21 protein-coding genes and 1 tRNA gene are annotated in these 22577 nt (G+C 69.1%); 6 read left to right on the top strand and 16 right to left on the bottom strand.

Annotation, left to right across the window (positions count from 1 at the left end; genetic code table 11):
• The first annotated feature begins 149 nt into the window (after nt 1-149).
• The gene (locus tag D620_RS16385; protein ID WP_017665237.1) at nt 150-323 is read left to right on the top strand and encodes a DUF4253 domain-containing protein; all 174 of its coding nucleotides are present in this window, start codon (nt 150-152) and stop codon (nt 321-323) included.
• Nucleotides 324-337: 14 nt separating this feature from the next.
• Here the strand turns inward: D620_RS16385 and D620_RS0107780 are convergent, their stop codons facing one another.
• Nucleotides 338-1171 (bottom strand): EAL domain-containing protein, encoded by an 834-nt coding sequence (locus tag D620_RS0107780; protein ID WP_017665236.1) that lies wholly within the window; start codon nt 1169-1171, stop codon nt 338-340.
• A gap of 155 nt (nt 1172-1326) precedes the next feature.
• On the opposite strand from D620_RS0107780, the gene D620_RS0107775 reads away from it, so the two are divergent.
• The gene (locus tag D620_RS0107775) at nt 1327-2121 is read left to right on the top strand and encodes an NAD kinase (protein ID WP_017665235.1); all 795 of its coding nucleotides are present in this window, start codon (nt 1327-1329) and stop codon (nt 2119-2121) included.
• 199 nt (nt 2122-2320) lie between these two features.
• Nucleotides 2321-2395: transfer RNA gene (locus D620_RS0107770), tRNA-Asn, on the top strand.
• A gap of 138 nt (nt 2396-2533) precedes the next feature.
• Here the strand turns inward: D620_RS0107770 and D620_RS0107765 are convergent.
• From D620_RS0107765 to D620_RS16590, 5 genes are all read right to left on the bottom strand, one after another.
• The gene (locus D620_RS0107765) at nt 2534-2938 is read right to left on the bottom strand and encodes a hypothetical protein (RefSeq protein WP_017665234.1); all 405 of its coding nucleotides are present in this window, start codon (nt 2936-2938) and stop codon (nt 2534-2536) included.
• 105 nt (nt 2939-3043) lie between these two features.
• Complete coding sequence (locus D620_RS0107760) at nt 3044-3373, bottom strand: hypothetical protein (RefSeq protein WP_017665233.1); 330 nt, start codon at nt 3371-3373, stop codon at nt 3044-3046.
• Nucleotides 3370-3570: a hypothetical protein gene (locus tag D620_RS0107755; protein ID WP_017665232.1), complete on the bottom strand. Its 201-nt coding sequence runs from the start codon at nt 3568-3570 to the stop codon at nt 3370-3372. Before D620_RS0107755 ends, D620_RS0107760 begins: the two co-directional genes overlap by 4 nt.
• The gene (locus tag D620_RS16595; RefSeq protein ID WP_017665231.1) at nt 3557-3991 is read right to left on the bottom strand and encodes a hypothetical protein; all 435 of its coding nucleotides are present in this window, start codon (nt 3989-3991) and stop codon (nt 3557-3559) included. Before D620_RS16595 ends, D620_RS0107755 begins: the two co-directional genes overlap by 14 nt.
• 19 nt (nt 3992-4010) lie before the next feature.
• Nucleotides 4011-4151, bottom strand: a complete 141-nt coding sequence (locus tag D620_RS16590) for a DUF3034 family protein (RefSeq protein WP_017665230.1) — start codon at nt 4149-4151, stop codon at nt 4011-4013.
• A 16-nt stretch (nt 4152-4167) separates the two neighbouring features.
• Here D620_RS16590 and D620_RS0107740 point away from each other — a divergent pair, with 16 nt between their 5' ends.
• Nucleotides 4168-4623 carry a group I truncated hemoglobin gene (locus D620_RS0107740; RefSeq protein ID WP_033376441.1) on the top strand — a complete coding sequence of 152 codons (456 nt, stop codon included), beginning with the start codon at nt 4168-4170 and terminating at the stop codon, nt 4621-4623.
• A gap of 81 nt (nt 4624-4704) precedes the next feature.
• Here D620_RS0107740 and D620_RS0107735 read toward each other — a convergent pair whose 3' ends face one another.
• The 3 genes from D620_RS0107735 to D620_RS14920 all read right to left on the bottom strand — a co-directional run bounded on the left by D620_RS0107735 (nt 4705) and on the right by D620_RS14920 (nt 8640).
• Complete coding sequence (locus tag D620_RS0107735) at nt 4705-5460, bottom strand: sulfite exporter TauE/SafE family protein (protein ID WP_017665228.1); 756 nt, start codon at nt 5458-5460, stop codon at nt 4705-4707.
• Between the two features lie 21 nt (nt 5461-5481).
• A complete protein-coding gene (secA, locus tag D620_RS0107730; protein WP_017665227.1) occupies nt 5482-8220 on the bottom strand; it encodes a preprotein translocase subunit SecA in 2739 nt (912 codons plus the stop codon).
• A gap of 132 nt (nt 8221-8352) precedes the next feature.
• A complete protein-coding gene (locus D620_RS14920; protein ID WP_033376438.1) occupies nt 8353-8640 on the bottom strand; it encodes a hypothetical protein in 288 nt (95 codons plus the stop codon).
• 142 nt (nt 8641-8782) lie between these two features.
• Here D620_RS14920 and argJ point away from each other — a divergent pair, with 142 nt between their 5' ends.
• Nucleotides 8783-10009, top strand: a complete 1227-nt coding sequence (gene argJ, locus D620_RS0107720; protein ID WP_017665225.1) for a bifunctional glutamate N-acetyltransferase/amino-acid acetyltransferase ArgJ — start codon at nt 8783-8785, stop codon at nt 10007-10009.
• A 10-nt stretch (nt 10010-10019) separates the two neighbouring features.
• Nucleotides 10020-10814, top strand: a complete 795-nt coding sequence (locus D620_RS0107715) for an inositol monophosphatase family protein (protein ID WP_017665224.1) — start codon at nt 10020-10022, stop codon at nt 10812-10814.
• 190 nt (nt 10815-11004) lie between these two features.
• On the opposite strand, the gene trxA is transcribed toward D620_RS0107715, so the two are convergent.
• The 7 genes from trxA to D620_RS0107680 form a co-directional block, all read right to left on the bottom strand.
• Nucleotides 11005-11325, bottom strand: coding sequence for a thioredoxin (gene trxA / locus D620_RS0107710; protein WP_017665223.1), 321 nt, complete (start codon nt 11323-11325; stop codon nt 11005-11007).
• 69 nt (nt 11326-11394) lie between these two features.
• A complete protein-coding gene (gene addA, locus D620_RS0107705) occupies nt 11395-14943 on the bottom strand; it encodes a double-strand break repair helicase AddA (RefSeq protein ID WP_017665222.1) in 3549 nt (1182 codons plus the stop codon).
• Nucleotides 14940-17978, bottom strand: a complete 3039-nt coding sequence (gene addB / locus D620_RS0107700; RefSeq protein WP_017665221.1) for a double-strand break repair protein AddB — start codon at nt 17976-17978, stop codon at nt 14940-14942. Before addB ends, addA begins: the two co-directional genes overlap by 4 nt.
• The gene (locus tag D620_RS0107695; RefSeq protein ID WP_017665220.1) at nt 17971-18687 is read right to left on the bottom strand and encodes a nucleotidyltransferase family protein; all 717 of its coding nucleotides are present in this window, start codon (nt 18685-18687) and stop codon (nt 17971-17973) included. The genes addB and D620_RS0107695 overlap by 8 nt, the downstream gene beginning before the upstream one ends.
• The gene (locus tag D620_RS0107690) at nt 18684-19670 is read right to left on the bottom strand and encodes an aminoglycoside phosphotransferase family protein (protein WP_017665219.1); all 987 of its coding nucleotides are present in this window, start codon (nt 19668-19670) and stop codon (nt 18684-18686) included. The genes D620_RS0107695 and D620_RS0107690 overlap by 4 nt, the downstream gene beginning before the upstream one ends.
• Nucleotides 19667-20131, bottom strand: coding sequence for a tRNA (adenosine(37)-N6)-threonylcarbamoyltransferase complex ATPase subunit type 1 TsaE (gene tsaE, locus D620_RS0107685; protein WP_017665218.1), 465 nt, complete (start codon nt 20129-20131; stop codon nt 19667-19669). The genes D620_RS0107690 and tsaE overlap by 4 nt, the downstream gene beginning before the upstream one ends.
• Nucleotides 20132-20144: 13 nt before the next feature.
• Nucleotides 20145-22508 (bottom strand): PAS domain-containing sensor histidine kinase, encoded by a 2364-nt coding sequence (locus tag D620_RS0107680; RefSeq protein ID WP_017665217.1) that lies wholly within the window; start codon nt 22506-22508, stop codon nt 20145-20147.
• Nucleotides 22509-22577: the final 69 nt, after the last annotated feature.

Raw genomic sequence — 22577 nt, 5'->3', positions numbered from 1 at the left:
GGTCCTGCCGCGCCGGGGCGTTTCCCGCTGGTGCTGCTGCCGATCGCCGACAGCCTCGCGCCGGTGATCGCCGGCGGCACCAACGCCAATGCGCGCGGCGGCACCGACTACGTTTTCGAGAGCCGCGCCGCGATTGCCGCCGCGGCCCCTTGGATATCTACGGCTGCGGGTTCGATTTCGTGCGGGCGGCGCTGCGCGGGCCACCTGCGGACCCGCTCGCGCTGGCCGGCCAGCTCGCGCAGCTGTGCCCCGATGCCGGCGATCCGGCGGAACTGGCCGCAGACCTCGCCGCAACCGGCCGCTTCACGCTGTGGTGGGATTGAGCCCCCGCCCCCGCCTAGCCGTGCCCCATGCCGCGCGCCGTGCGCGAGAGCGCCACGACCTCGGCGCTCGGCATCGGCTGGGCGCGCAGGAACCCCTGCCAGTAATCGCACCCCTCCGCCGTGATCGCCGCGCGCTGGATCTCGTCCTCGATCCCCTCGGCATAGACCGCCAGGCCGAGCGCGCGGGCGAGCGCGATGATCGCGCGCAGGACGGCGAGCGCGGTCGTATCGGCAGGCACGCCCTCGACCATCGCCTTGTCGAGCTTGAGGGCATCGAGAGGCAGCTCGCGCAGGTAGCGGAAATTGCAGAAGCCCGCGCCGAAATCGTCGAGAGCGGTGCGGAAACCGAGCCCGCGCAGCGCCTTCAGCGCGCTGGCCGCCTGGGCGAGGTTGCGCAGCAGCAGGTCCTCGGTGATCTCGAGCATCAAGCGGTGCGGGGCGATGTCCGAGCGGCCGATCAGCGCCGCGAAATCGGCCGCAAAGCGCGGGTCGCCCAGTTCCTCGGGCGTGATGTTGAGGGACAGGGTGAGGTTGTCCGGCCAGGTCGCCGCATCCTCGAGCGCGCGGGCGACCACGTGGCGCGAGAGCGGCGCGACCAGCGCTGCGCGCTCGGCCACCGCGAACAGATCGCGCGCGCCGATCGCCCCCAGCGTCGGATGCCGCCAGCGCGCCAGCGCCTCGGCCCCGGTCAGTGCCCCGGTCACGCAGGAGAACTGCGGCTGGAACAACACCTCGATCTCGCGCCTGTCGAGCGCGCGCAGCAGGTCCGCCTCGAGCACCCCTGCCCGCACCCCGGGCAGGTGCCCGCGGACGCTCGCCCTGCGCAGCGATGTCGGACCCTGTTCCATTGCCTTCCTCTTTGCCCGGCCCCTCTTAATCATTGATCGCGAGGCTGCCTCGCATCAATTGCAATCCGAGCCGTTATGGCACATCAGGTGTCCTGCGCGGATTGCGGCGGTGGATAAGTGCGAGGGCCGCGTATCATGCTGCCGGAGGGGGAAGAATGGCGAGCAACGGCATGACCTTCCAGCGGCTTGCGCTGCTGGCCTCGGAGACCGAGCGCGCGCAGGAAGCGCGCGCGGCGCTGCTGGCGCAAGGGCCATGGGTCGCTCTTGAAGAGGCCGATGCCGCTGTCGTGCTGGGCGGCGATGGCTACATGCTGCAAGTGCTCCATGCGATGATGGATACCGGCCGCGTGATCCCCGCCTACGGGATGAACCTGGGCACGGTCGGCTTCCTGATGAACCGCTACGACAAGCGCGCCGCGATCGCCGCCAAGGTCAACAAGGCGCGCCACTGGGCGATCTCCCCCTTGCGCGTCGAGGCGCTGACGCAGGACGGCGAGACCCATGTGCTCTCGGCGATCAACGAGATCTCGCTGCTGCGCGAGACCCGCCAGACCGCCAAGATCGAGGTCACCGTGGGTGACCGCGTGCGCATCCGCGAACTGGTGTGCGACGGGGTGCTGGTGGCAACGCCCGCAGGCTCCACGGCCTACAACCTCTCGGCGCAGGGCCCGATCCTGCCGCTCGACAGCAAGATGCTTGCCCTCACCCCGATCAGCCCCTTCCGCCCGCGGCGCTGGCGCGGGGCGATCCTGCCGGACCGGATGAAGATCGTGCTGCGCGTGCTCGACCCCGCCAAGCGCCCCGTTGCCGCGGTCGCCGACCAGAAGGAGCTGCGCGACATCGCCGAAGTGCGCCTCGAAATCACCCGTGACTGCGATCTCACCTTGCTGTTCGACCCCGGCCAGAGCCTCGAGGAACGGATTGTCGCCGAGCAGTTCGTCACGGCATGACCTGTTTGCGCGCGCGATCCGGCGCGCGGTCCTCGCTCGACGCGCAGCAGAGCTGCGCCCGCTGCGAGCGGCCGGTCAGCCTTGCGGTCGCTTTGCGACCGATCTGAGTATCGTTCGGGAGGGCACCAAAACCCCCTTGCAATCCGATTCCGCGCCCCATATAGGCGCGCCTCTGCCAGCGGTTTCGGCCGCCGGTTGCTCCCCGATAGCTCAGCGGTAGAGCCCTCGACTGTTAATCGAGTTGTCGTAGGTTCGAATCCTACTCGGGGAGCCACACACCTTCGTAAAGCGCTGAATTTCAACCGCTTTCCAATAATTAAAAATTCAGCCCCACAACCTGCCCCACGCTCGGCGGGAAAGAAAAGGGCGCGAAAATCGCGCCCCTCCCCCCCATGCAATAAAGCGGAACCCCTCACCCCTCGGCAAGGTCTGCGAACGCATCCGCGCCCCATATCTCGGCCTTGGCGATGCGGCCCGCGTCGGCCTCGATCACCTCGGCGACCGTCATGCCGCACGGCAGGTCTGAGAGGATCGAGCCCCAATCCCCTTCCCGAACCGCCTCGATCTTCATCGCCAGCGCCGCACCAGTGCGGACGGGATGCGACAGCATCGCGTCGCGCAGCTCGGTCGCACGATCGAATAGCAGGGCCGAATGAGGGCATTCATCGGGGCAGGCGTCCCAAGTCTCGAATTCGGTCTCGGCGAGCCGCCAGCAGGCGTGCAGCCGCCAGAATTCGGCGTCGCGGGCTTTCAGGGCATCGACCCCGGTCGGAATCTTGAAGGGAAGCGGTCGTCCGCCTAGAGCATCGGTAGCCATGTCGCACTCCTGTTGCGATTGTGGTGAGGCTCGGCCCGGCGTTGGCGCGCCTGGTCGAGCCGCTAACTTATCCGCCTATTCTGGATTGCGTGCAAGCGGGACGTTTCACCCGCCTGCCGCGCGCTCGGCACGGCGCTGCCGCGCCGCCTCGATCGGCGTCACCGTCGCGCCGCCCTCGCCGATGCGCTCGGCGACCAGCGCCGCACACATGGCGGGCGCAATCCGTCCGGTTTCGTCGACCAGCTCCCAGCGCAGCGCCGCCGCCGTGCCAACCGCGAAGCCGAGCGCCTTGGCGAAGGGGTCGCGCGAATTGCCGACCCAGAACCGCTGGCAGAAATGCGGAATCGGGGGAAGCGTCGCGACCGCAAACGCGCCTTGCGGCTCGCCCGAGCCTCTGCCGTAATCGGCGCGCAGCAGAACCTTGCCCGGCGTCATGCGAGCGCGTTCTCTCTGGCGCGAGCCATGCGGTCGAGCGCCATCCCCGCCCCCGCCCGCGCAATCGCGGGCGCGGCCTGCGCGACCACCCGCCCCGCCGCGTCGGTGACGAACGCGCCGAGCGCCCCCGTGCTCTGGTCCATCGTCACCGTGACGCGCAGCGCATCGGCGGCGCGCCGGCCGTTACGGATCTCCATCGTCTCGCCGGCGGATACCCGCGCGATCGGCGAAGCTCTCATTCTCGAGCCGTGCGATCGCAAGCTCCTTTTCCGCATCGGACAGGCGCGACGCTTGGATGAGAGCCATTTCTTCAGCGAATTTGCGCGAAGCCGCCTGGTAGGGGAAAAGCCGGTCCATTAGCGCGGCGAGCGCATCGCCCTGCACCTTCGCGACATCCGCCACGCCGCGCATTTGCTGCCCTGCGACTTGGGCCGCTGTGGCATAGGGCGCGGCCCCGGCATTGGCGTTGGACTGTTCGTAAGGATCAACCGGCAGCTCGCCCGTCACGGGATCGCGCTGTTTGACCTCGACCCCGAATTCGGCGTCCCAATCAGTGCCCTCGGCAGGGGCCTGTTGCAGCAGCATCAGGACAGCAGAGGCGGTGGCGGCGAGCAGCATGGGCAGGGCTCCGGCGGGGTCAGAACGCGATTTGCGCGGACAGGTATCCGCCGCGCTGGCGGGGGATGGTGGCGATCGAGCCGAGGTCGACATAGGCCGCGGTCAGCGTCAGGTGATCGCCGATCGCATATGCGGCCCAAGCACTTGGGCAGCGAATCACAGACCTTCGGTGGAAGGTGGTCGAGCTGGAAGGCACGGTCCGGCTTGCTGACCGGACTCTTGCCGACATGGAGAAGACGGCCGGAGCGGTTGCGGTCCCGATCGCGCAGGCGGGCAGCGCTGGCCTGGTCGCCGATTTCGGCGGGCGCGAGGGGATTGCCCGGATCGCCTCGCGCACCGTCGAGCTGTCCGAGGCCGACCCGCGCATCGCCGCGATCTTCGCCAGCCATGATACGGTGCGCCTCAAGCGCACGCTTGCCGAACAGTTCTGCTATCTGCTGGGTGCGGGCTGCGATTATTCCGGGCGCGACATGAAGACCGCCCATGCCGCAATGGGCGCCACCCGCGCAGATCTCAACGCGCTGGTCGAAAACCTCCAGGCCGCGATGCGCGAGGCGGGCGTGCCCTTTGCCGCCCAGAACCGCCTGCTGGCAAAGCTTGCACCGATGTCGCGGCAGGTGGTCGAACGCTAGGGCCCTTTGTGTCGCCCCCGCACCCTCTGCGCGGCGTGGCCATCGCATTCACGGCAGCGCGTGCCGATAGGGCCCAGACGCCTAGACCCCCGCCAGCAACCGCAATCCGACGACGCCGACCAGCAGCGCGGTCAGCCAGCGGATCCAGCGGGGCGGCAGCAGGCGCGCGGCAAACAGGCTGCCGATCTGTCCGCCGATCACCACCGCGACGAGCAGCGGCAGGCTCGCGCCGATGGCTGCACCCAGCAGGCCGGGGCCGTTCTTGACCATCTGCCCGGCCAGGCCGAACAGCGAGTTCACAAGGATGAACAGGCTCGCGGTCGCCGCGATCCCGCGCGCTTCGTGCCAGCGCGCCAGATGCAGCAGCGGGGCAAGGAAAATCCCCCCGCCGATCCCCACCAGCCCGGCAAAATAGCCCAGCGGCGCAGCGGCAAGCGGCATGAAGCGGGCAGCACCGCCGGGCGCGCCCTCCACACCCTCCTTCACCGGAATCAGCATCGTCAGCGCGGTCAGCACCAGACTGGCGCCCAAAAGCGTGAGGAAGGTCGCCTCCCTGATCGGGGTCAGCCCGCCGAGAAAGCTCGCCGGTGCGCCCAGCGCCACGATCACCAGCGCCTTCTTCCACGGGGTCACACGGCCCCGCGCAAAGCGGATGCTGCCGCCTGTCACCACCACGATATTGCAGGCAAGGCTGACCAGCGGCAGCAGCCGGTAATCGAGCCCCGAGATCGCCAGCAGCGCCGAATAGGTCGACCCGCCGCCGAAGCCGACGCTGGCATAAAGCAGCGCCGTCACCGCAAAGGCGAGCGCGAGCAGCACCGGGACCGCACCGATCATCGCTTCACCCCGGAGAAAGCCTCACACCAGCGCGCGCGACGGCAGCGCGCCATGACAGTGCTTGTATTTCTGCCCGCTGCCGCACGGGCAGACAGCGTTGCGGCCGAGACCGAGATTGGCATAGGGATCGGTCCCTGCCGCCGCCCCGCCCGCGAGCGAGCCGAACAGCTGCGGGCGGCTTTCCGAACCATCGCCATCGGCGCTGTCATCAAGGCCGGTGAGCGGGTCGATATGCCCGGTCAGAAACGCCGGAAGGTCCGGCAGCGCCTGGGGCGCAGGCTCCTCGAAGCGCAGCTCGGCGCGGAACAGGATCTTGGTGACCTCCTCGCGCAGGGTATCGAGCATCGTCTCGAACAGCACGAAGGCTTCCTGCTTGTATTCGTTGATCGGCTGCTTCTGCGCCATGCCGCGCATCCAGATCACCTGACGCAGCGCATCGAGGGTGGAAAGGTGCTCCTTCCAGTGGTGATCGAGCTGGCGCAGCAGCACGTCCTTTTCGACCATCCGCCAGATGCCCGCGTCGGCCTCGCCCATCTTGGCGTCCATCATCTGGTCGGTGAGGTCGCGCAGCTTCTCTTCGAGAATCTGCGGCTCGACCTCGTCCTCGGCGAGCCATTCGTCATAGGGCGGCAGGAAGCCGAAGATTTCCTCGGTGCGCGCCTTGAGGCCCTCGATGTCCCACTGTTCAGGGTAGGAGCCCGGGGGGCACGCCGCACCGACCAGCACGTTGATCGTGTCGTGGCGCATGTCGACGACGACATCGTCGACCGCCTCGGAATCCATGATCTCGGCGCGCTGTTCGTAGACCACCTTGCGCTGGTCATTCATTACGTCGTCATATTGCACGACCTGCTTGCGCATGTCGTAATTGCGCGCCTCGACCTTCTTCTGGGCGGTCTCGATGGCCTTCGAAAGCCACTTGGAACCGATCGCCTCGCCATCGGCGAGGTTCGATTTCATCATCTTGGAGAACAGCGTGTCGGGGCCGAAGATGCGCAGCAGATCATCCTCGAGGCACAGGTAGAAGCGCGACAGGCCGGGGTCGCCCTGACGGCCCGAACGGCCGCGCAGCTGGTTGTCGATGCGGCGGCTTTCGTGGCGCTCGGTGCCGAGCACGAACAGGCCGCCCGCCTGCTTCACGCGCTCCTTTTCTTCGGCCACTTCGGCGCGGATGCGGGCGATGGCCGCGTCGCGCTCGGGGCCTTCGGGCATCTCGCCGAGCCCGTCGCGGATACGGTATTCGATATTGCCGCCCAATTGGATATCGGTCCCGCGGCCGGCCATGTTGGTGGCGATGGTGACCGCGCCATAACGACCCGCCTGGGCGACGATATGCGCTTCCTGCTCATGGAAACGCGCGTTGAGCACCGAGTGCTTCACGCCCTCCTTGTCGAGATATTCGCTGAGCAGCTCCGACTTCTCGATCGAGACCGTGCCGACCAGCACCGGCTGGCCGATCTGCTGCTTTTCCTTGATCGCCTTGGCAATCGCGCCGAACTTGTCGGCGGTGTTCTTGTAGAACTCGTCCTCCTCGTCGATGCGCGCGACGGGCAGGTTGGTGGGGATCTCGACCACGCCGACCTTGTAGATGTCCCAGAATTCCGCCGCTTCGGTCGCCGCGGTGCCGGTCATGCCGGACAGCTTGGGATACATGCGGAAATAGTTCTGGAAGGTGATCGAGGCGAGGGTCTGGTTCTCCGGCTCGATCCGCACCCCTTCCTTGGCCTCGACCGCCTGGTGCAGCCCGTTCGACCAGCGCCGGCCATCCATCATGCGGCCGGTGAACTCGTCGATGATGATGACCTTGCCGTCCTTGACGATGTAGTCCGTATCGCGCTTGCGGGCGAAATTGGCGACCAGCGCCTGGTCCAGGTGGTGGACGACCTGCGTGTTCTGCGCATCGTAGAGGTTCTCGCTGGCGAGCAGCCCCTTGGCGAGCAGCAGCTGTTCGACTTCCTCCAGCCCCTCTTCGGTGAGCTGCACGCGCTTCACCTTCTCGTCGATGTCGAGCCATTCGACCGGGATCTCGCGCGCCACCTGATCGAGCTGGACGTAGAGCTCGGACTTGTCCTCGGTGGGCCCGGAAATGATCAGCGGGGTGCGCGCCTCGTCGATGAGGATCGAATCCACCTCGTCGACGATCGCGAAGTTGAACGGCCGCTGCGCCATCTCCCCGCGCGAGTGCTTCATGTTGTCGCGCAGGTAATCGAAGCCGAATTCGTTGTTGGTGCCGTAGGTAATGTCGGCGTTGTAGGCATCGCGCTTCATTTCCTCGGGCATGCCGGGGACGATCACGCCGACCGTCAGGCCGAGCCAGTTGTAAAGCCGCCCCATCTCGGCCGCGTCGCGCCGCGCGAGGTAATCATTGACGGTGACGACATGGACCCCCTTGCCCTCGAGCGCATTGAGATAGACCGCCAGCGTCGCCATCAGCGTCTTGCCCTCGCCGGTGCGCATTTCGGCGATCTCGCCGCGGTGGAGCACGAGGCCGCCGATCAGCTGGACATCGAAGTGGCGCATCCCGAACACCCGCACCGAAGCCTCGCGCACCGTGGCGAAGGCTTCGGGCAGAATGTCGTCGAGCTTGGCCCCGCCGTCGATGAGGCCGCGCAAGCGGTTCGTCTGGCCTTGCAGCTCTTCGTCGGAAAGCGCCTGGATCTGCGGCTCCAACGCATTGATCTGCGCGACGATCTTGCGCGCGGCCTTGATGTAACGCTCGTTGGCCGAGCCGAAGACGGATTTGATGACGGAACTGAACATGGGGAGCAAGCCTTTGATTCGGGCGCAAACACCCAGAAAAACGCGGGCGCCTTGCGTGTCTGTGCGGGGAATGCGCGCGGGCCCTTCAGGGGCGCGGCGCGCGGACAATCGGGACAGTGCGAGCGGCTGCGCCTATTCGTAGGCGCGCTCGATCCCCATCAAGACCGGCAGGCGCAGCGTTTCTGGCACCGGCGGGGCCGGGCATTCGCACTCTGCCGCGCGGGTGGCGCTGATCGTGGCGGGCACGGGCTGTGCGGCGACGCTTTCGCTCACCCCCCGCTCGTCCCCGCTCGTCGCAGCGACGCTCGCCGAGCATGCCAGCGCTTCGGCCAGCGACGATGCCATCGCAGATTGGGCCGTGCCGCCAAAAGCGGCAAGGCCGGTCAGCAGCGCCAGAAGGGCTAGAAAACGCCTGGTCATGAACCGATCAGATAGAGGTTAAACGCCAATTCGTCCACCGCCATAGCGCGATAAGCTGTGCGAGAGCTTAATCGCGCCAAGCCCGCCATGCGCCAAACCGCGCGATTGCAGCCCTGCGCATTGCCCACTAGGGGCGCATCCCATGCAGATCGATCCCTCCCCCCTCGCCCGTCCCTTCCCCGACCTGCCGGCCATTGCGGGCGTCACCCTGCGCGTCGCGCGGGCGCGCTACAAGACGTGGGACCGCTGCGACCTGACCTTCGCCGAACTCGCCGAAGGCACCAGCGTCGCGGGCGTCTTCACCAAAAGCGCCTGCGCCTCATCGGAAGTCGAACTCGGGCGCGAGGCGGTGAAGCTGGGCCGCGCCCGGGCGTTGATCGTCAATGCGGGCAATTCCAACGCCTTCACCGGCTGGCGCGGGCGCGCGACGGTCGAGGCGATCCGGGCGCAGGTCTCGGGGGCGCTGGCCTGCGCGATGGACGCGGTGTTCGTCTCCTCCACCGGCGTGATCGGCGTGCCGCTGCCGGTCGACAAGGCGCAAGGAGGGATCGCCGCCGCGCTGGAGGCCGCGCCCTGCGGCTGGGAGGATGCCGCCAAGGCGATCGGCACCACCGACACCTTCACCAAGGGCGCCGGCGCTTCGGCGATGCTGGGCGGCGTGCGCGTGGAGCTTGCCGGGATCATCAAGGGATCGGGCATGATCGCCCCCGACATGGCGACCATGCTCGGCTACATCTTTACAGACGCCGACGTGGCGCCGGCCTTCCTTCAGGAGGCCCTCGAGCGCGCCAATGCCGCGACCTTCTCGTGCATCACCGTCGATGGCGACACCTCGACCAGCGACACCGTGATGGTCTTCGCCACCGGAAAGGCCGGCAACCTGCGGATCGAGAGCTGGGAGAGCGCAGGCGCGGATGCCTTCGCCGCCGCCCTCGCCGATGTGTGCCGCACCCTCGCCCAGCTGGTGGTGCGCGATGGCGAAGGCGCGCGCAAATTCGTCACCATCCGCGTGAGCGGCGCGGCGAGCGATGCAAGCGCGCGCACCATCGGCCTTGCCATCGCCAATTCGCCGCTCGTGAAAACCGCCATCGCGGGCGAGGACGCCAATTGGGGCCGCGTGGTCATGGCGGTCGGCAAGGCGGGCGAACCGGCCGACCGCGACCACCTCTCGATCGCTTTCGGCGGGGTCTGGGCGGCGAAGAACGGCGTTCCGGTGGACGATTACGACGAGGCCCCCGTGGCCGCGCACCTGAAGGGCGAAGAGATCGACATCGCGGTCGATCTGGGTCTGGCAGAAGGCCGGGCGACAGTGTGGACCTGCGACCTCACCCACGGCTACATCGCGATCAACGCGGATTACCGTTCGTGAGGGCCTGTTCGTGAGTGCGCTGGACGACGAAATCCGCGATCTGATGCGCTTTGCCGCGCAGCGTTCGATGCTGCCGCGCTTTCGCAACCTTGCCGCAGGCGAGGTTGAGATGAAGGGCGCCGACGACCCCGTCACCATCGTCGACCGCGAGGTCGAGGCCTTCCTCACCGAAGCCCTCACCCGGCTCGCGCCCGGCGTCGCGGTGGTGGGCGAGGAGGCCGCATCCGCCGACCCCACGGTGCTGGACCACCTCGCGGGCCAGTGCTGGATCATCGACCCGCTCGATGGCACCGCAAACTTTGCAGAAGGCAAGGAGCCGTTCGGGATCATCGTCGCGCTGGCCGATGCCGGCGAGGCGGTGGCAGGGTGGATCTATGACCCGCTGAAAGACCGTTTCTGCCACGCGAGGGCGGGCGAAGGGGCGTTCGTGGACGGGGAGCGGATCGCGGCGCGCACCACCGGGCAAGCGCCGCCGGTGACCGCGGTGAGCCGCATCTTCCTCACCCCCGAACAGTCGGCGATGGTCGATGCCAGGCTCGCCCCGCACTATACCCTCGTGGACATCCCGCGCTGCGCCGCCGAGCAATATCCGCGCCTCGCGCTGGGCGAAAACGACATCTCGAGCTTCAAGCGCACGCTTGCCTGGGACCATGCGGCGGGCGTCCTGTGGCTCAACGAGGCAGGCGGCAAGGCGGCGCGGCTCGATGGCAGCGCTTACCGGGTGGACCAGCACGACGCGCCCGGCCTTGTGGGCGCGTCATCGCCTGAAATCTGGGACAGCTTCATCGCGCGGGTCGTTGGATAAAAAGGATTTTCCTACACGCGCCGCATCTGTCAGCATGCCCGCAATGACCCGTGCCCGCGCCCTTCCTGCACCTCTAGAACCGGCCACGGGGCGTGCTGCAGGGGGACACGGTTTTCCGCCCTTGGACAGTGTCTCATGTGTCTCCTACACGGCCGGCGGAGCGCGCTTGCGCCCCGCCGTGCCGCGCGGATCACAGCTCGCCTTCAAGCCATGCCTTCAACTGGCTCTTGGGCGCCGCGCCGAGCTTCCTCGCCACGACTTCGCCGTTCTTGAACAGCAGCATCAGCGGGATCGACTGGACACCCATCTGCGCGGCGATGTCGGTGTTCTCCATGATGTCGATCTTGGCGATCTTGACCTCGCCGGCGAGCTCCTCGCTGATCTCCTCCAAAGCAGGCGCGATCATCTTGCACGGCCCGCACCAGTCGGCCCAGAAGTCCACCAGCACAGGGGTGTCGCTGCCGAGGACATCGGCTGCGAAGCTCGCATCGGTCACATTGACGGTCGCCATTATCAAGTCTCCTTTGGCCGGAGCATAGGAGCGCCGGTCACATGAATGCAATCTAGTGCGCTCGGCTATTCACTCAATATCGGGAAGCGGCAAGGATTGCTGCGGGGCCTGCAAGGCGTTCTTGTGTGCCTCGAGTGTCTCGGGCGGGAGGTCGAACAGCGCCGGCGTGTGGGTGTAGAGCACGCCGGCGCGCACCTCGCGGCCCGGGTAGATGGTCTCGAGCGCGGCCACGTAAGCTGCCATCTGGCGCAAGGTGGCAAGCGGGATGTCGGCAGCGCTCGCCGGCGGTCGGCGAGTGGTCTTGAAGTCGACCACGGTGATGCGGGCCGGCTCGATCAGCAGGCGGTCGGCGGTCCCTGCAACGACCACGCCGTCCACGGTCGCGGCCAGCGGCACCTCGGCGAGCGCGGCCGGGGTGAAGATCGGAGCGAAGCCGGGGTGCTCCAGAACACCGAGCGCGGCGGCGAGCAGATCGGCGCGCAAGGGTTCGGGAAGGTCGCCCGCCTGCCGGGCGAGCCAGGCCTGCGCGGCGGCGGTGCGGGTCTCGGGCGGCACCTCGGGCAGGCGTTCGAGCAGGGCGTGGATCAGGCTCCCGCGTCTTGCCGCATGGCGCGCGGCCCCTGCGTCCTGCGGCGGAGCGGCGCCCGCTTCCTCGCCCGCGGCTGACGGCGCGAGGGGGCGCGGCGGGCGCGGCTCCTCGCCCACCGGGGTGGTGACCCAGCGCGGGAGGACGAAGTCGGCGGCAGGGGTTGAGGCGGCGTCCGATGGCACCAGCGGCCCGGCGCGCTCGCCCCATTCGCGGCGGGTGCCCCACACCGGGTCGTCGATCGGCGCCGCCTCGAACAGCGGCGCGAGGCGGGCATACCAGCTGTCCTCGTGCGGCACGCCCTTCTTGGCCTCCTTGAGGTTGAGCGATCCGCCGACGAACAGCGCCTCCTCGGCGCGGGTCATGGCGACGTAGAGCAGCCGCCAGTGCTCTTGCAGCGCGGCGGCGGCCTTGGCGGCCTCGGCCTCGGCGACGCGCCCCTTGCGCTCGTCCTTGCCGAGCGGAGGGAGCGGGACGAGGCGCTTGCGGTCGGGCTTCAGGACGAGCAGGTCGTCCTCGAGCTCCAGATCCCCCGCCTCGCCCGGCGCGCCGGTGGCATCGGCGAGGATCACGATGGGGGCCTGCAAGCCCTTCGAGCCGTGGACGGTCATCACCCGCACCTGCCCGGCCGCGCTGTCGCTGTCGCGCTTGAGGTCGCCGGTGCCGGCGTCGAACCAGGCGATGAAGCCGGCAAGGCTCGGCCAGTGCTCGGCCTGGTAGGCGAAGGCGGCGTTGAGGAGCTCGTCGAGCGGGTCGTTGGCCTCGCTCCCGAGCCGCTCCACCAGCCGCGCGCGGCCCTGCCACGGGCCGGTGAGCAGCCAGGCGATCAGCGCCTGCGGGGTCTGGTAGTCGGCGCGGCGCAGGAGATCCTTGAGCCGCACGGCGGTGTCGGCGACCAAGGGCGGCGCGCCCTCGCGGTTGAGGTGGTCCCACAGCCGCACGCGCGGCTGGCGCGGGACATGCGCGAGGAGATCGTCCTGGCTCCACCCGACCAGCGGCGAGGAGAGGAGGTTCGCAAGGCTGAGGTCATCCTGCGGCTGCGCGGCAAAGCGCAGGGCCGCGAGCACGTCCTTCACCGCCAGCGGCGCACCCAGCCGCAGCCGGTCGACGCCCGCCACCGGCACGCCCCGCGCGTGCAGCTTGGCGACGATCTGCGCGGCGAGCGCCTTGCGCTGGCGGACCAGCACCATGATATCGCCCGGCCCGGCATGGCGACAGGTGCCCTTGGCGAGGACGAAAGGCTCCGGGCCCTTCACCCAGCGCGCCACCTGCCGGGCGATGTTCTCGGCGAGCAGCGTGTCGTGCTTGGGCAGCCAGTCGCGCCCTTCCGCCTCGCCCTCGCCCTCGCCCGCGCCCTCGCTATCCTCATCGCCTTCCGCCTCGACCCTGTCGGGCACCACCGGCGGCCACAGCGTCACCAGCCCCGGACGTTCGGCGCCCATGTGTTCGGGCGGCTCCCGGTCGAGACCGAAAGCGGCAAAACCGAGCATCCCGATCACGCGGTTGACGAAGCCGAGCACGATCTGCGCGGTGCGATAGGACTTGCCGAGGTCGAGATCGCGCCAGCCGGGCTGGCGACGGTTGGCCCGGCTTGCGGCGATCCCGGTCCGCGCCGCCTCGATCTTCGCATGGATGCGCTCCTTGGCGCGGGCGAAGTTTTCCGGGCTCGTGCCCTGGAAGCCGAAGATCGCCTGCTTGTAATCGCCCACGGTGAAGATCGTGCGCAGCTTGTCTGCGCGCGCGCTCTCGCCGGCGAAAAAGTCCTCGATCAGCGCCTCGACGATATCCCACTGGCTGCGGTTGGTGTCCTGCGCCTCATCGATGAGGATGTGATCGAAGTGGCGATCGAGCTTGTAGCGGATCCAGTCGGCAGCGGCGGAATTGTCGAGCAATTCGGCGGCCTTGCGGATCAGGTCACCGAACTCGAGCAAGCCTTCGCGGGCCTTGCGCTCCTCCCAGCGCAGCGCGAAGGCGCGGCCGATTTCGAGCGCGGACGCGACGACCTCGGCACAGGCGAGGAGCGCGCGGCGGGTTTCGAACTCGGCGAGGGCCTCGGCGACGTTGCTTTGGTAGTCGATGAAACGCGGTTCGTGCGCGGCTGCGTGGCGCAGGTTGCCATTGGGCAGGAGCTTGGCATTGACCACCTTGCCGATCAGGCAGTCCGTCGCCCCGACACGGGCCGGCCTGTCAAGCGACAGCCAGCGTCCGATCCCCGCGATGGCCGGCTCACCCGATGGCTTGCCCCATGTGCGCAGCGCATCCCGGATCGCGATCAGCGCGGCATCGGGAAAGAGATCGGGGTCGAGCGGCTGCGCCAGCCACTCTTCCCCCGCATCAGCCGGCATCCCCAGTGTCTGGCGCACCCGCGCCGCCATCGGCGGTTGCCAGCCGTCGCGGCCCGCCCACATCTCGTGCGCATCAGCGGCGCGCATCAGCCACGTGTGCAAGGCGGCCGGGTCCTTGCGGGTGGTGAAGGCGGTGATCGCATCGAGGATGCGCACATCATGCGCCCGCTCGGCATCCTCGAACAGGTCGGTGAGCACCTCGCGCGCGAGCAGTTCGCGGCTGCGGTCATCCATCACCCGCGTGCCCGGGGCAAGTCCCGCTTCTTCCGGGAAGTTGCCGATCAGGAACTGCGCGAAGGCGTGGATGGTGTCGATCCTGAGGCCCCCGCCGGGGCAATCGAGGACGCTGGCAAACAGCGTGCGGGCACGTTCCTGCGTGGCCGGGCCGTAATCGGCGCCGAGATATTTGAGTTCCTTGCCGAGCGTCCCGGCATCGAGCCGCACCCAGCGCGCCAGCACCGCGTTGATGCGGTTCGCCATCTCGGCTGCGCCCGCCTTGGTGAAGGTCAGGCACAGGATCTGCGACGGGCTCACATCCTCGCGCAGCAGCAGCCGCAGCACGCGGGCGGAGAGCACCTGCGTCTTGCCGGTCCCCGCCGATGCGGAGAGCCACACGTTATCCTCGGGGTTGGCCGCAAGAAGCTGGTTGTCCTCAAGCGGGAAGACGAGGCCGCTCGCGCCGCTCATGCCTTGTCCTCCTGCCCCGTGAGCCGGACGAGCCATTCCTCGAGGCGCATCAGCTGGTCGTAATCGGTGTAGCCCTGATAATCGGGATTTTCGCGGGCCCGGAAGGGGGTTCTGCCCTTGATGTATTCTCTGATCGCGAAGCGCAGCTTGTTGAGGTGGTGCGGCAGGAACTTGTCCGGTTCGAGCCCGCTCTCTCGCGATGAGAGCTTCATCGGGCTCTGCCGCTTGCCGAACCCGTCATCGTGCTTCCCGAAGGACCAGTATTCGAAGGCTGTCGCGGCGCCCTCTACCACCTTGCCGGACTTCCTGTCCGTGAACGTGCCGTGTTCTGCGATCAGGCCCAGCAGCCCGAGTTGCAGCGCGAAGCCGGCCTCGACTTCGGTTTTCGAAGGCACACGGCCCGTCTTGTAATCGACAATCCCGAGCGTCCCGTCCGCCAGCCGGTCGATGCGGTCGGCCCGGCCCTGGACCTTGACCCCGTCCACCTCCATCACCCCGTCGATCTCGGTGGCAAGCACGGTGCGCCCCTCGGCCGCGTTGTCGGCGATCCACTCCTCGAAGCGTTCGAGTGCGGCGATCAGGCGCGGCTGCCACAGCGCACGGAACAGCGGGTGGACGCGCTCTGCGGCGAACCACGCGGCGGCAAAGGGCGCGAGCGCGAGGCCGGGCTGGTTCTCCTTGGCCCGGTGCCAGCCATCGAGGATCGCGTGGACCAGCGTGCCGCGCAGCGCCGGATCGCTGAACGGGTCGGCTGCCAGCGGATCGAGACGCTTCAGCCCGAGGATCGCCTGCGCGTAGAACTGGTAGGGATCGCCGAGCAGGCGGTCCAAGGCCGTGACCTTGATCGCCACATCGCGCAAGGCGGGCGCGGGATCGGGCGCGGGGCGCGGATATTCGGGCGCGGCCGGACGCTGGCGGTCAAGGTGCGGGAGGATCGCGGGGATGGTCCGCTCGCGGTGCTCCTTGTCGAGTTCCGCGCCCAGCAAGGCCTCGACACGCAGCACGAACCGCGAGGGCAGCGCCGGCCCCTCGGCATCGCGCAGGGACCGCGAGAGCACCACCTGCGGCGCGCCCATCGCGCCTGCCAGATCGTGGGCGGCAAGCCCGATCCGGAACTCGGCCCCCGGCACCCCCAAGGCCCGCAGCACCGCCGGCGCGAGCAGCGCGTCGGCGCCGGGCGGCTGCGGCCAGGAGCCTTCATTGAGGCCGCCGCAGATCACCAGATCGGCACGGGCCATGCGCGCTTCGAGCAGGCCGTAGATGGCCACGCGCGGATGCCCGCCATAGCCCGGGCGCACCGCCACCGCCTCCATCGCATCGCGCAAGGCGCCGGCGAGGTCGGTGGTCTCGATCCGGGTGCCGAGCGCTTCTGCGGCGGCGCGCAATTCCTCGACCAGCTGGCCCAAGGCGCGGCCATCCTCGCGCTCCCAGATCGCGGAGCGGGCGAAGCTTTCCGCAGCGGCCGAGAGCCGCAAGAGGGCCTCGGCCAGCGCGATTGTCTCCGGCCAGTCGGCGAGCGGGGTGACGAGCGCTTCGGCTTCCTCCCACCAGCTTTCGATTCCGGCCTTGGCGGCCGCCGCGCGCAGCGGCTCCATGCCGGGCGCAGGAGACGGTCCCCTGAGCTGGCGATCGAAGGCGCGCAGGCCCCTCAGCCAGTCGGCGCGCAGACCGCCCTCCCAGCTTTTCACCAGCGGGTGGCCGAAAGCGGCCACCAGATTGGCGGGATCGGGGCCATTGGCCGCGACGTGCGCGAGCAGGCCGAACAGGCGCCCCGCCGCGGTCAGCGCCAGCGGGCGACCGGCGGAATCGTCAGCGGCGATGTTCCAGCGCTCGAGATGCTGCGCCACGCGCCGCGCGAGCCCGCGGTCGGCGGTGACGACGGCGATGCGCTTTGCGGGCACTTCGAGCTGCTGGCGCACGAGGAGAGCAATCGCCTGCGCTTCCTCCTCGATGGTGGCGCTGGCGAGGAGGCGCACCCCGTCAAGCCGCCGGTCCCTGGCCTCGAGCGTGCGCCATGACCGGCTCGCCTGAGGGGGCAGGAACAGCGCGGAGATCGCGCGGCTGCGCGCGGGATCGGCGGCGGCGATCCCGCGGCGGTGCCAGGGCTGCACCTCGGCGCGGTTGACGCCCATGCGGTTGAGCAGGAGCTTCAGGTGATATTGCGGATGGGTGACCGCATCATCCGCCCCGAACACCGGCCCGCCGGGCTCCTGCGAAGCGCCTGCAAGGCCCAGTTCGTCCCACGCCGCGGCATCCATCGCGAGGTCGAGATCGGGGAGCACCACCGCGCCTTGCGGGAGCTGCGAGACGACCCGCAGCAACCGCGCCAAAGCGGGAGAAGCGCTGGTAACACCCGCGGCGATAACGGGGTGCGGCGGCGGCGTCTCGCGCCAGCGCTTCGCCGCGTGATCGAACAGCAGGTTGCGGCGCGTCGCGGCATCGACCTCGCCGCGCTCGGCCAAGTCGGCCTGCCAGCGGACATTGACTCGGCCGAACAGGTGGATCGAACGCTGCCAGTGTTCGGCGAGATTGCCCATCTGGTCGATCACGGCATCGGCCAGCAGATCGGCGACCGTCTTCTCCTCCACCAGCAGCCGGTCCATCGTCCGCGCCATCTCGCGCGCGAGGTTGAGGCGGGCGCGGCCGGGGAGCGGCGTCATGCCCTCGCCCGCGCGCTCTTCGGCGATCAGGCGGTCCAATGTCAGCCAGCGGCGCACCGGATCGCAGGCCGGCGGGATAGCGGCAGCCCCCAGCGGGTCGAGGACCGCACCCAGCTTCTCGTCGAGATCAAGGTCGCCCACCGCGATCATGCGCGGCATCAGCAGCCCGCCTTCGCCAGTCTCGCCGGCGTGGCGGATGAAGGCCTCAGACAGCGTGCGCGCGGCCCTGCTCGAAGGCACCAGCAGCGTCAGGCGCGCGAGGCCGAAGCCGTCCTCCCGGTAGCGCGGCACAAGGCCAGCAACCAGCGCATCGGCGAAGCCGCGATGCGCGGCGATGGAGTAGACGAGCGGGCCGGGCGTCCGGGGCTCAGCCACCCGCCAGCGCCTCCTCGGTCGGGCGGATCATCTGCGGCGTGCCGACCTCGAACCACAGGCCGGTGAAGCTGATCCCGTAAAGCCGGCCCTCCGCGATCGCGCGGTTCCAGAGGATGTTGGTCGAGAACGGCCCTTCCGGGCAATCGCGCAGCAGGCGGTGGCTGACCAGCTGGATGCCGGTATAGATGAAGGGCGCGATCCGCCCGGCCCGGCGGCGCGAGAGGCGGCCCATGGGGTCCATGTGGAAGTCCCCCGGCCCGTTGAAGTTCACCGCCCGCGCGTGGGGCACGACCAGCAGCAGCGCGTCCATCGCTTGCGGGTCCCAGCGGCGCGAGAGGTCGTAAAAGGCGCTCTTGGGGCCATCGAGCCAGATATTGTCGGCATTGAGCGCGAAGAACGGATCGGGCAGCTGCGGCAGGGCCCTGGCCATTCCGCCCCCGGTCTCAAGCAGCAGCGTGCGCTCGTCCGATACGGTCACCTGCGGCACCTTGCGGGCGAGCACATGGGCCTCGAGCGCATCGGCGAGATAGTGGACATTGACCACCGCGCGCGCCACGCCCGCTTCCGCCAGACGGTCCAGAGCATGATCGATCAGCGGCTTTCCCGCCACCCGCACCATCGGCTTGGGCTGGCTCGCGGTCAGCGGGCGCATCCGCTTGCCGAGCCCGGCGGCGAGGATCATCGCGGTGTCGGAAGCGAGCTGGCTCACGCCGGGATTGCTCCGTTGCGGGCGCGGATATCGGCCGGGATATTGGCATCGAACCAGTCGGCGACGGGCGCGAGCGCGGGATGGGCAAGATCACGCTCCAGCGCCGCCCACACGCGCGGGATCATCGCAAGGTAACGCGGCTTGCCGTCGCGGGCGTCGAGCCGTGTGAAGATGCCGACGATCTTGGCGTTGCGCTGCGCGCCTAGGGTCGCGTAGTCCGCCAGGAAATCGTCATCCGCCCCGCCGATGGCCTGCGCATAATGCAGCAGCATCGCGGTCTCCAGATGCACATCGACATCGCGCCGCGCGTCCTGAAGGAGCGAGACGAGGTCGTAGGCCGGGTGCCCGACCAGCGCGTCCTGGAAGTCGATCAACCCCTGCGGCGCGCCGGCCTTGCCGCCCAAGAGCATGATGTTCTCGGCATGGTAATCGCGCAGCACCGTGACGCCCGGCGTCTGCCGCGCGAGGACCGGGGCCATGACCGCTTCCCACGCGCGCGCATAGCCTTCGACATCGACGCAGAGCCCCTGCGCCGGGCAGTACCACTCGGTCAGCAGCGCCGCCTCGCGGGCATAGACCGCCATGTCATAGGGCGCGAAGGGCCCCGGCGGCAGGCGGTGGAGCGCGGCGAGCGAATCGACCGCCGCTTCATAGGCCGCGCGTTCCTCGCCCGGGTGTTCGTCGAGCCAGTCGCGCATCCGGTCATTGCCGAAATCCTCGGTCAGCACCCAGCCTGCTTGCGGCTCGGCGGCGTGGATCGCGGGCGCGCGCATGCCGTTGTCGTTCAGCCAGTGCGCGACATGGAGGAAAGGCGCCGGGTCCTCGTGCGGCGGAGGCGCGTGCATCAGCATCGCGCTCTCCTCACCGCGCGAAAGCCGGAAATAGCGCCGGAACGAGGCATCGCCGGGCAGCGGGGCGATATCGGCCCCGCCCCATCCGGCGCTTTCGACAAATGCGGCAAGACCTTGCGGAAGTTCGCTCATGGCATGCGCCCTACCCAATCAGCCCCGCCGCGGGCAATCGCAATCCGCCCGCCTTCCCCGCTTTCTCCCAATGGCTCGAGCGCAATTGCAAGGCAGCCGGCCTCATGGCCGAAGCCGCCTGCATGATCGGGCCATTCGGCCAGCAGCACCGCGCCCTCGCGGTAATCGCCCAGACCGATCTCGGCGAGTTCCCCCGGATCGTCGAGCCGGTAGAAATCGGCGTGCACCGCCGCGAGGCGCAGGGGCGGTGCGGCGTAGGTTTCGATGATGGTGAAGGTCGGCGAAGGCACCTCGCCTGCGTGTCCCAGCCCGGCAAGAATTGCCCGCGCGAGCGTGGTCTTGCCCGCCCCCAGCCCGCCTTCCAGCGCCACCACGTCGCCCGCGCGAACCTGCGCGGCGATACGCGCGCCGTAAGCTGCCATCGCCGCCAGATCGGGGAGAGGCTCGCGCGCCTCGGTCACGGCAAGCGGCCCCTCACGGCAAGCGAATCGTCGCGGTGGTGCCTGCGCCCTTGCGGCTGACGATCTCGAGCGTCCCGTCATGCGCGGCGATCAGCTGGCGGGCGAGCGGAATGCCGAGGCCGGTGCGCCGTTCGGGCGCGCCCTCGCCGCGGGGCTTCACCCCGCCCGACGCGCGCGCCAGTTCCTGCGCGCTCATGCCGCGGCCATTATCGGCAATGTTGATCTCGGCACTCCACCCGGCCCCGGCATCGGCGGCGCGCTTGATCTCGATGACGATGCGCCCGCCATCGGGTGTTCCGGCGATGGCATTGTCGAGCAGATTGCCCATCGCACGGCCCATCTGGCGCGGATCGGCCTCGACGATCCGGCCGCGCCTGCCCTTCAAGTCGAGGCTGAGCCCCGCGCCGATGATCGCCTGTTCGCGCTCGCGCACCAGCGTGGTGAGGAAGTCGAGCAGGTCGAGGCGCTCCTTGCGGATCGGCAGCAGCCCGGCTTCGGACTGCGACAGGTCGAGCACGTTCTCAACCTGCTCGGTCAGCCGCTCGACCGCGGCGAGGATCGCGTCGACATATTCGCTCGCCGCCTGCGGGTCCGCCGCCGCGCCGCTCTTGAGCAATTCGGCATAGCCGCCGATGGTGGTGAGCGGGGTGCGGAACTCGTAGCTCATGTTGGCAAGGAAGCGCGCCTTGACCGCGTCGGCCTCCTCCAGCGCCTCGGCGCGTTCGCGCAGCGCCTGCTCGGCCTTTTGCGAGGCGGTGATGTCGAGCACCGTCAGCAGCCCGTTGCCATCGGGCAGCGGAATGCCGGCAAAGCGCAGCGTGCGCCCGTCTGCCAGTTCCACCTGCCCGCCCTTCTCGCGCCGGTCGAGCGTTGCCGCGCGCACCGCCGCGCCGATCAGCGCGGCCTCTTCGGGGCGCACCAGATTGCGGCCGATCGCGCTGAGCAGTTCATCGGCGCTCGGGTGCCGGTCGAGCAGGTCGGTGGTGAGGCCCCAGGTGCCCGCGAAACTGCGGTTCCAGAGCTGGACCGAGCCATCGGGCGCGAAGATCGCAAGCGCTTCGAACAGGCTGTCGAGCGTGGCGGTGCGGGTGCGCAGCAGCGTATCGCGCACGGCGGACAGCGCGAGGCTTTCGGTGCGGTCCTCGGTGATGAGCACAAGGCCGCCGTCGGGCATCGGCTGGGCAACGACGCGCAGGTGCGTGCCGCCGGGCAGCGGCCAGGCTTCTTCGATCGCGGCCTGCATCCCGAACCACGCCGCGCGCTGGCAGCGCCATTCGGGAAAGTCGCGCACTTCGGGGGTGCGCCCGCGCTCGCGCGCTTCGGCGAGGAAACGCTCGAACGGGGTGTGCGCCTCGATCGCCTCGTCCATCAGGCTGAACAGGCGGCGGAAGGGGCGGTTGGCGAAGGTCAGGCGCTCGTCCGCATCGAACAGCGCGACGCCGACCGAAAGCTGGTCGAGCAGCGCGCGCTGGGCGTCGCGGAAGGCGCGGAACTCGCGCGCGGCCTGCTGCTGTTCCTCGATATCGATGGCATAGCCCGCCACGCCCTCCTGCCCCAGCGGCAGGTCCGAGACGCGCAAGGTGCGGCGCGCGCCGAGGATGGTGGCGGCGACGATCCGCTCCGATGCGTTCTGGCTTTGCAGGCTGGCGCGGGCAATATCGGCGGGCGAGCGGTCGTCCTCGGGCTCGAGCAGCTCGATCTGGCCCTGCACCACATCGGCCGCGGAACCCGCGCCGACGGCATCGACATAGGCCTGGTTGACGAGTTGCAAGGTGAGATCGGCGCCGCGGAACCACATCGGCATGGGCGCAGCCTCGATCAGGCCGACAAGCGCGGCGAAATCGCCTGTCGCGCGCGCGGCGGCGGCGCGCAGGCGGGCCATTTCGCTATGGCTCTCGGTGAAATCGAACACCCACACCAGCGCCGCTCCGCCCGGCGAGACCTGCGGATCGGCGAGCGTGCCGTAAAGCGCAAGGGAGCGCTGCGAGCCCGGCAGGTTGATCGCCATGCGGAACGGCGCGGCGCTTTTCTGGGTGGTCTGGATCTTGCCCCACAGCTCCTCGATCTGCGCCTGCGCGAAGCCGCCCGACCCGGGATTGCCCGGCGGCGCGGCCAGCTCGGAGAGATATCGGGGCATGGCAGCAAGGCCGAGCATCCGCGCCAGCCGCTCGGGCGCCTCGATCCGGCCATCGACCCGCACCAGCAGCGGCAGCGCCGGGGCAACATCGAGCAGGGCCTGCATCCGCTTGACGCTGGTGCGCAGCGCCTTGGCCCGGTGCGCGCTGCGATTGGCGCGCAACACGACAACGCCCGCTCCCACCGCCCAGGCGGCAAGAACAAGCGCGATCAGCACCAGCGAGAGCGGCGAGAGGTCCATCACTCAACCGCTATGCGCGCAGGCGCACGAGTGCAACGGGAGACAGGCCGCCCGCCCCCGAGCCCGTGC

The organism is Porphyrobacter sp. AAP82 (assembly GCF_000331285.1).
In the GTDB taxonomy this organism is placed as follows: Bacteria; Pseudomonadota; Alphaproteobacteria; order Sphingomonadales; family Sphingomonadaceae; genus Erythrobacter.
Note: the sequence above shows the minus strand (reverse complement) of the source record. Positions and strands in the feature narration are given on the sequence as shown.